This window comes from Streptomyces sp. NPDC037273 (assembly GCF_055603625.1).
Map to the genome: position 1 here is coordinate 263,824 of NZ_JBVJVO010000001.1, position 6,575 is coordinate 270,398.

General features: G+C 74.7%; 6 protein-coding genes. All 6 read left to right on the forward strand.

Translation table 11 applies throughout. The features are described 5' to 3' along the window. Positions 1 to 16 precede the first annotated feature (16 nt). The 6 genes from ACZ7G1_RS01205 to ACZ7G1_RS01230 all read left to right on the forward strand — a co-directional run bounded on the left by ACZ7G1_RS01205 (position 17) and on the right by ACZ7G1_RS01230 (position 6,479). Complete coding sequence (locus ACZ7G1_RS01205) at positions 17 to 811, forward strand: glutamate racemase (protein WP_470882005.1); 795 nt, start codon at positions 17 to 19, stop codon at positions 809 to 811. Positions 812 to 872: 61 nt separating this feature from the next. Beyond that, a complete protein-coding gene (locus ACZ7G1_RS01210; protein WP_470882006.1) occupies positions 873 to 1,439 on the forward strand; it encodes a hypothetical protein in 567 nt (188 codons plus the stop codon). An 82-nt stretch (positions 1,440 to 1,521) separates the two neighbouring features. Further along, positions 1,522 to 3,114, forward strand: coding sequence for an apolipoprotein N-acyltransferase (lnt, locus tag ACZ7G1_RS01215; RefSeq protein ID WP_470882007.1), 1,593 nt, complete (start codon positions 1,522 to 1,524; stop codon positions 3,112 to 3,114). A 40-nt stretch (positions 3,115 to 3,154) separates the two neighbouring features. Continuing rightward, positions 3,155 to 3,637, forward strand: coding sequence for an NUDIX hydrolase (locus ACZ7G1_RS01220; protein ID WP_470882008.1), 483 nt, complete (start codon positions 3,155 to 3,157; stop codon positions 3,635 to 3,637). 55 nt (positions 3,638 to 3,692) lie between these two features. Continuing rightward, positions 3,693 to 4,520: a 3-hydroxybutyrate dehydrogenase gene (locus tag ACZ7G1_RS01225; RefSeq protein ID WP_470882009.1), complete on the forward strand. Its 828-nt coding sequence runs from the start codon at positions 3,693 to 3,695 to the stop codon at positions 4,518 to 4,520. Positions 4,521 to 4,586: 66 nt separating this feature from the next. Continuing rightward, positions 4,587 to 6,479, forward strand: coding sequence for a helix-turn-helix domain-containing protein (locus tag ACZ7G1_RS01230; protein ID WP_470882010.1), 1,893 nt, complete (start codon positions 4,587 to 4,589; stop codon positions 6,477 to 6,479). The last annotated feature ends 96 nt before the right edge of the window (positions 6,480 to 6,575 follow it).

Genomic DNA, 6,575 nt, shown 5'->3' on the forward strand with positions numbered 1-6,575 from the left:
CGGCTAGGGTGACCGGGTGAAGATCGCGCTCATGGACTCCGGAATCGGCCTCCTCCCGGCGGCGGCCGCGGTACGCAGGCTCCGGCCCGACGCGGATCTGCTCCTCTCCAACGACCCCGACGGCATGCCGTGGGGCCCGCGCACCCCCGAGGACCTCACGGAGCGCGCGCTGGCCGTCGCCCTCGCCGCCGCGGAGCACCGGCCGCAGGCCCTGATCGTGGCCTGCAACACCGCCACCGTCCACGCCCTGCCCGCGCTCCGCGCCGCCCTCGAACCGGACATCCCGGTCATCGGAACCGTCCCGGCGATCAAGCCCGCGGCGGCCGGCGGCGGCAAGGTCGCCATCTGGGCCACCCCGGCCACCACCGGCAGCGCCTACCAGCGCGGGCTCATCCGTGACTTCGCCGACGGCGCGGACGTCACCGAGGTCCCCTGCCCCGGTCTCGCCGACGCCGTGGAGCACGCCGACCAGGACGCCGTCGACCGGGCGGTCGCCGCCGCGGCCGCGCTCACCCCGGCCGACGTCCGCGCCGTCGTCCTCGGCTGCACCCACTACGAACTCGTCGAGGAGCGCGTCCTCGCGGCCCTGGAGGCCCGGGGCCGGGACGGACTGCCGCCGATCGTGTTCCACGGCTCCGCCGACGCCGTCGCCGCGCAGGCGCTGCGCCGCATCGGCGCCGAGCCCGCGCCCGACGCGGACCCCACCGGCACGCTCTCCGTGCTGCTCAGCGGACGCCCCGGGCAGCTCCCCGCCACCGCCCTCGGCTACGCCGAAGGCCGCCGCCTCGCGGAGATCGCCGCCGCTCACTGAGTGTGCCCGGACGGCTTCGCTCCGGCGCGCTGGACCGAGGGATGCTGGGTACCCTCCAGGTATGAGGGAGCACCACCGGTACCGGAAGGACGACGAGCGGACGCCCGCCGTCTGGACGGGCCGCGCCACCAACCGCCTCCAGTGGATCGCGGCCGCGGCCGGCGCCGCCTGCATGGCCCTCGGCATCACCCTCGCCGTCGAGTCGGCCTGGACCTCGGGCATCCTCGCCCTCCTCATGGCGGTCATCGGCTGTGTCGCGGCCGGTCTCCTCGTGCTCTTCGGCACCCTCGCCTTCGTCCATGTGGCCGTGAAGGTCGACGACCGGGCCATGGAGGTCCGCTGCGGCCACATCGGCGTGCCGCGCCGGCGCATCCCCCTCTCGCACATCGTCGGCGCCGACTTCGCCCCGAGCGTCACCCCGCGCCAGTGGGGCGGCTGGGGCTACCGCTGGCGGCCCGAGAAGGGCACGGCGGTCGTCGTCCGCCGCGGTGAGGGCCTGGTCCTGCGCCTCGGCGACGGACGCACCTTCACCGTCACCGTCGACGACGCCGAATCCGCGGTCCGGGTCATCCGCGACCACCTCCGCCACCCGGCCCCGCCGAACCCGCCCGCGCCCACTGGCGCCTGAACGGCGCAAGCCGGGCCCCGGGGCTCCGCCGCAGGTCGCACCAGCTGCCCGGTCGACAGGCACGACCCGTACACTCCGCAAGGTGAGCACCACCATCACCCCCGTCGACGCGTCCGGAGCGGACACCGCACCCACGCCGGGTTCCCGGCTGCTGCGGTTCGCGCGGCCCGGGGCGGCTCTGCTGTCCGGGCTGCTGCTGTACCTGAGCTTCCCGCCGCGCCCCCTGTGGTGGCTGGCGCTGCCCGCGTTCGCCCTGCTCGGCTGGGCGCTGCGGGGCCGGCGCCTGCGCGCCGGCTTCGGCCTCGGCTACCTCGCGGGTCTTGGCTTCCTGCTGCCGCTCCTCGTCTGGACCGGCGAGGAGGTCGGCCCGGGGCCGTGGCTGGCGCTCGCCGCCGTCGAGGCGCTGTTCGTGGCCGCCGCCGGACTCGGCATCGCGGCCGTCTCACGGCTTCCCTGGTGGCCGTTCTTCGCCGCCGGGGTGTGGATCCTCGCGGAGGGGGCACGCGCGCGCGTGCCGTTCGGCGGCTTCCCCTGGGGCAAGATCGCCTTCGGTCAGGCCGACGGCGTCTTCCTGCCGCTCGCCGCCGTCGGCGGCACACCGGTGCTCGGCTTCGCCGTCGCCCTCTGCGGCTTCGGCCTGTACGAGGCGTACCGGCAGGTCCGTGCCTACCGGGCCACCGGCGCGGTCCCGCGCGGCCCGCTGGCCGCCGCCGCGCTCTCCGTGCTCCTGCCGGTCACCGGCGCCCTCGCCGCGCTGCCGCTCGTGGACGACTCCGCCGAGGACGGCACCGCCACGGTCGCCGCGGTCCAGGGGAACGTGCCCCGGCTCGGCCTCGACTTCAACGCGCAGCGCCGCGCCGTCCTCGACAACCACGTGGCCCGCACCCGGGAACTCGCCGAGGCCGTGAAGGAGGGCCGCGAGCCCCAGCCCGACTTCGTGCTGTGGCCGGAGAACTCCTCCGACATCGACCCGTACGCGAACGCCGACGCGGCCGACGTCATCGACGGCGCGGTACGGGCGATCGGCGTGCCCACCGTGATCGGCGCCGTCGTCACCCCCGAGACCGGCAAGCTCCGCAACACCCTCATCGAGTGGGACCCGAAGCGCGGCCCCGTCGCCACCTACGACAAGCGGCACGTGCAGCCCTTCGGCGAGTACATCCCGATGCGCTCGTTCGTCCGGATCTTCAACAGCAACGTCGACCGGGTGAGCCGCGACTTCGGCGCCGGCACCAAGGTCGGCGTCTTCGACCTCGCCGGCACCAAGGTCGGCCTCGCCACCTGCTACGAGGCGGCCTTCGACTGGGCGGTCCGCGACACCGTCACCCACGGCGCGCAGCTCATCACCGTGCCCAGCAACAACGCCACCTTCGGGCGCAGCGAGATGACCTACCAGCAGCTCGCGATGTCCCGGGTGCGGGCGGTCGAGCACAGCCGGTCGGTGGTCGTGCCGGTCACCAGCGGCGTCAGCGCGGTCATCCGCCCCGACGGCGAGATCGTCGCGCAGACGAAGATGTTCACCCCGGACGTCCTGGTCGAGAAGGTGCCGCTGCGCTCCTCGCTCACCCCCGCGACCCGCATGGGCACCCTGCCCGAGGCGCTGCTCGCCGCCCTGGCCGCCGCCGGTCTCGGCTGGTCGGCGATCCGCGCGGTACGGGCCCGGCGTACCCGATAGCGGCGACGGGCAGGAAACGAAGATGATCTAGGGTCGGTCCATGGCTACCCCTGACTTCATCCGTGCCCTGCGCGAGACCGCCGGCCACCAGCTCCTCTTCCTGCCCGGGGTGAGCGCCGTCGTCTTCGACGACCGGGGCCGGGTGCTGCTCGGCCGGCGGTCCGACAACGGTGTCTGGGCGGTGATCGGGGGCATCGTCGACCCGGGGGAGCAGCCCGCGGACTGCGCGGTGCGCGAGGTGTACGAGGAGACGGCCGTGCGCTGCGAGGTGGAGCGGGTCCTGCTCGTGGAGACGCTCCGCAAGCCGGTCGTCTACCCGAACGGCGACGTCTGCCAGTTCATGGACGTGTCCTTCCGCTGCCGGGCCGTGGGCGGCGAGGCGCGGGTGAACGACGACGAGTCCACCGAAGTGGGCTGGTTCGCGGTGGACGAGCTGCCGGAGATGAAGCGCTTCTCGTACCTGCGGATCGAGAAGGCACTGGCCGATGAACCCACATGGTTCCGCACTACAGCCACCGGCTGAACTATGGGCTCGACGCACATCGGTGGGGGAGGGGCCCCTTCATAGGGTGCGGAGCATGAGCGCCCCCACCACCGCCCTCGGTTCCGACCCCGCCGAGCCCCTGCCCCGCGTGGCCGGACTCGCCCTCGACCTCACCGGCCGCACCGCGCTCGTCACCGGCGCGGCAAGCGGCATCGGGCGCGCCTGCGCCCTGAGGCTCGCCGCCGCCGGCGCCCGGGTGAGAGCGCTCGACCGGGCCGCCGAAGGCCTGGAGACACTGGCCGAAGAGGCCGCCGCGCTCCCGGGCGAGCTCGAACCCCGGCTGCTCGACCTCACCGACCTGGACGCCGCCGAGGCCTCCGCCGCCGGCACCGACATCCTCGTCAACAACGCGGGACTGCAGCTCGTCCGGCCCATCGAGGAGTTCCCGCCGGACGTCTTCCACACCGTGCTCACCGTGATGCTCGAAGCGCCGTTCCGGCTCATCAGGGGCGCCCTGCCCCACATGTACGGCCAGGGCTGGGGCCGGGTCGTCAACATCTCGTCCGTCCACGGGCTGCGCGCCTCCGCCTTCAAGTCCGCCTATGTGGCCGCCAAACACGGCCTGGAGGGTCTCTCCAAGACCGCCGCTCTCGAAGGCGCCCCGCACGGCGTCACCTCCAACTGCGTGAACCCCGGCTACGTCCGCACCCCGCTCGTCGAACGGCAGATCGCCGACCAGGCCGCCGCCCACGGCATCCCGCCGGAACGGGTCCTCTCCGAGGTCCTGCTCAGGGACTCCGCGCTCAAGCGGCTCGTCGAACCCGACGAGGTCGCCGAGGCCGTCCTCTACCTGTGCACCCCGCAGGCCTCCTTCATCACCGGCGGCTCCCTCACCCTCGACGGCGGCTGGACCGCCCACTGAACGTGGCACGTCAAGGTCGTCCACAGGGCTGGTGCGACCACAGGTACGGCAGGTATCCCTGTGTCCATGTCCCATGAACACGTCTCCTACCTGGAACTCCTCGCCCGGGGAGCCGCGACGGAGGCCTACGACCGGCCGGTGCTGCTCGCCCGCGCGAGCGGCGCCGGCCCCGAGGCGCTGGCCGAACTCGAAGAGGCCAAACAGCTCGCCCTGCGCGTCCGGGCCGAGCTGGAGGGCCGGCGGCGCCGCGAGGCGGAACTGTCCGCCCTCTTCGCCACCGCCCACGACCTCGCGGGACTCCGCGACCTCGACGCCGTGCTGCGCGCGATCGTGCAGCGCGCCCGCTCGCTCCTCGGCACCGAGGTCGCCTACCTCAGCCTCAACGACCCGGCCGCAGGCGACACCTACATGCGCGTCACGGAAGGCTCCGTCTCCGCCCGCTTCCAGCAGGTCAGGCTCGGCATGGGCGAGGGCCTCGGCGGCCTCGTCGCCCAGACGGCCCGCCCGTACGTCACCGACGACTACTTCCAGGACCCGCGCTTCCAGCACACCCGCACCATCGACGCGGCCGTACGCGACGAGGGCCTCGTCGCCATCCTCGGCGTCCCGCTCAGCCTCGGCAGCCAGGTCATCGGCGTCCTGTTCGCCGCCGACCGCAGGGCCAGGGTCTTCGAGCGCGAACAGGTCGCGCTGCTCGGCTCGCTCGCCGCGCACGCCGCCGTCGCCATCGACACGGCCAACCTCCTCTCCGAGACCCGCACCGCCCTCGCCGAGCTTGAGCGGGCCAACGGCATCATCCGCGAGCACAGCGCCGTCATCGAACGGGCCTCCGAGGTCCACGACCGCCTCTCCGAACTGGTGCTGCACGGCGGCGGCGTCCACGACGTGGCCGACGCCCTCTCCGAGGTCCTCGGCGGCACCGTGGAGTTCACCGAGACCCACGCGGGACCCGGCCGCGGCGCCGACGGCCACGCCGTCCGCGACGGCGACGACTGGATCGCCGCCGTCTCCGCCGGAGGCGAGACCCTGGGCGCCCTCGTCCTCCACGGGCAGCCCGCACTCGACCCGGTCGACCAGCGGACCCTGGAGCGCGCCGCCCTCGTGACCTCCCTGCTGCTGCTCGCCCGCCGCTCGGCCGGCGAGGCCGAACAGCGGGTGCGCGGCGAACTCCTCGACGACCTCCTCGACGCCCCCGACCGGGACCGCCGCCTCCTGCGCGAACGCGCCGCCCGGCTCCGTACCGACGGCGAGGCCCCGCACGTCGTGCTCGCCGCGCGCATCGACCGGGCCGACGGAGAGGCCGACCCGGACGGCGGGCGGCGCGAGAGCGCGGACCGCCAGCGCCTGTGGTCGGCCGCCTCCCACCTGGCCGCCACCCGCCACGGGCTCGCCTCGGCCCGCGACGGCGGTACGGTCCTGCTGCTGCCGCTCGGCCCCGGCGAGAGCGCCGCCGACCTCGCCCGGCAGACCGCGAGGAACCTCGGCGGCACCCTGCGCGAGCCCGTCACGGTCGGCGCCTCCGCCCCCGTCCACACCCTCTTCGAGCGGCCGGACCAGGTGTCCGCCGCCTACGAGGAGGCCCGCCGCTGCCTGGACGCGCTCCTCCTGCTGCACCGCTCGGGCCAGGGCGCGGCCGCCGAGGACCTCGGTTTCCTGGGGCTCCTGCTCGCCGACAGCCGGGACATCGACGGCTTCGTCGACCGGACCGTCGGCCAGGTCGTCGCCTACGACCTGCGCCGCGGCACCGACCTGGTGCGCACCCTGGAGGCGTACTTCGCGAGCGGCATGAGCCCCGCCCGCACCAAGGACGAACTCCACGTGCACGTCAACACGGTGGCCCAGCGCCTGGAGCGGGTCGGCCGGCTCCTCGGCCCCGACTGGCAGTCGCCCTCCCGGGCCCTGGAGATCCAGCTGGCCCTGCGCCTGCACGCGATGTCCGCCGCGGTCACCGGGAACTGACGCGGACGGCCCCGGGGGGGGGGGCGGTGGGGGGGGGGGGGGGGGGGGGGGGGGGGGGGGGAGGAGGGGGGGGGGAGGGGGGGGGGGGGGGAGGGT

Coding starts and splice junctions, on each gene's coding strand:
- ACZ7G1_RS01225 (WP_470882009.1), top strand. CDS start 3,693: ATGAGCGCCCCCACCACCGCCCTCGGTTCCGACCCCGCCGAGCCCCTG.
- ACZ7G1_RS01210 (WP_470882006.1), top strand. CDS start 873: ATGAGGGAGCACCACCGGTACCGGAAGGACGACGAGCGGACGCCCGCC.
- ACZ7G1_RS01230 (WP_470882010.1), top strand. CDS start 4,587: ATGTCCCATGAACACGTCTCCTACCTGGAACTCCTCGCCCGGGGAGCC.
- ACZ7G1_RS01220 (WP_470882008.1), top strand. CDS start 3,155: ATGGCTACCCCTGACTTCATCCGTGCCCTGCGCGAGACCGCCGGCCAC.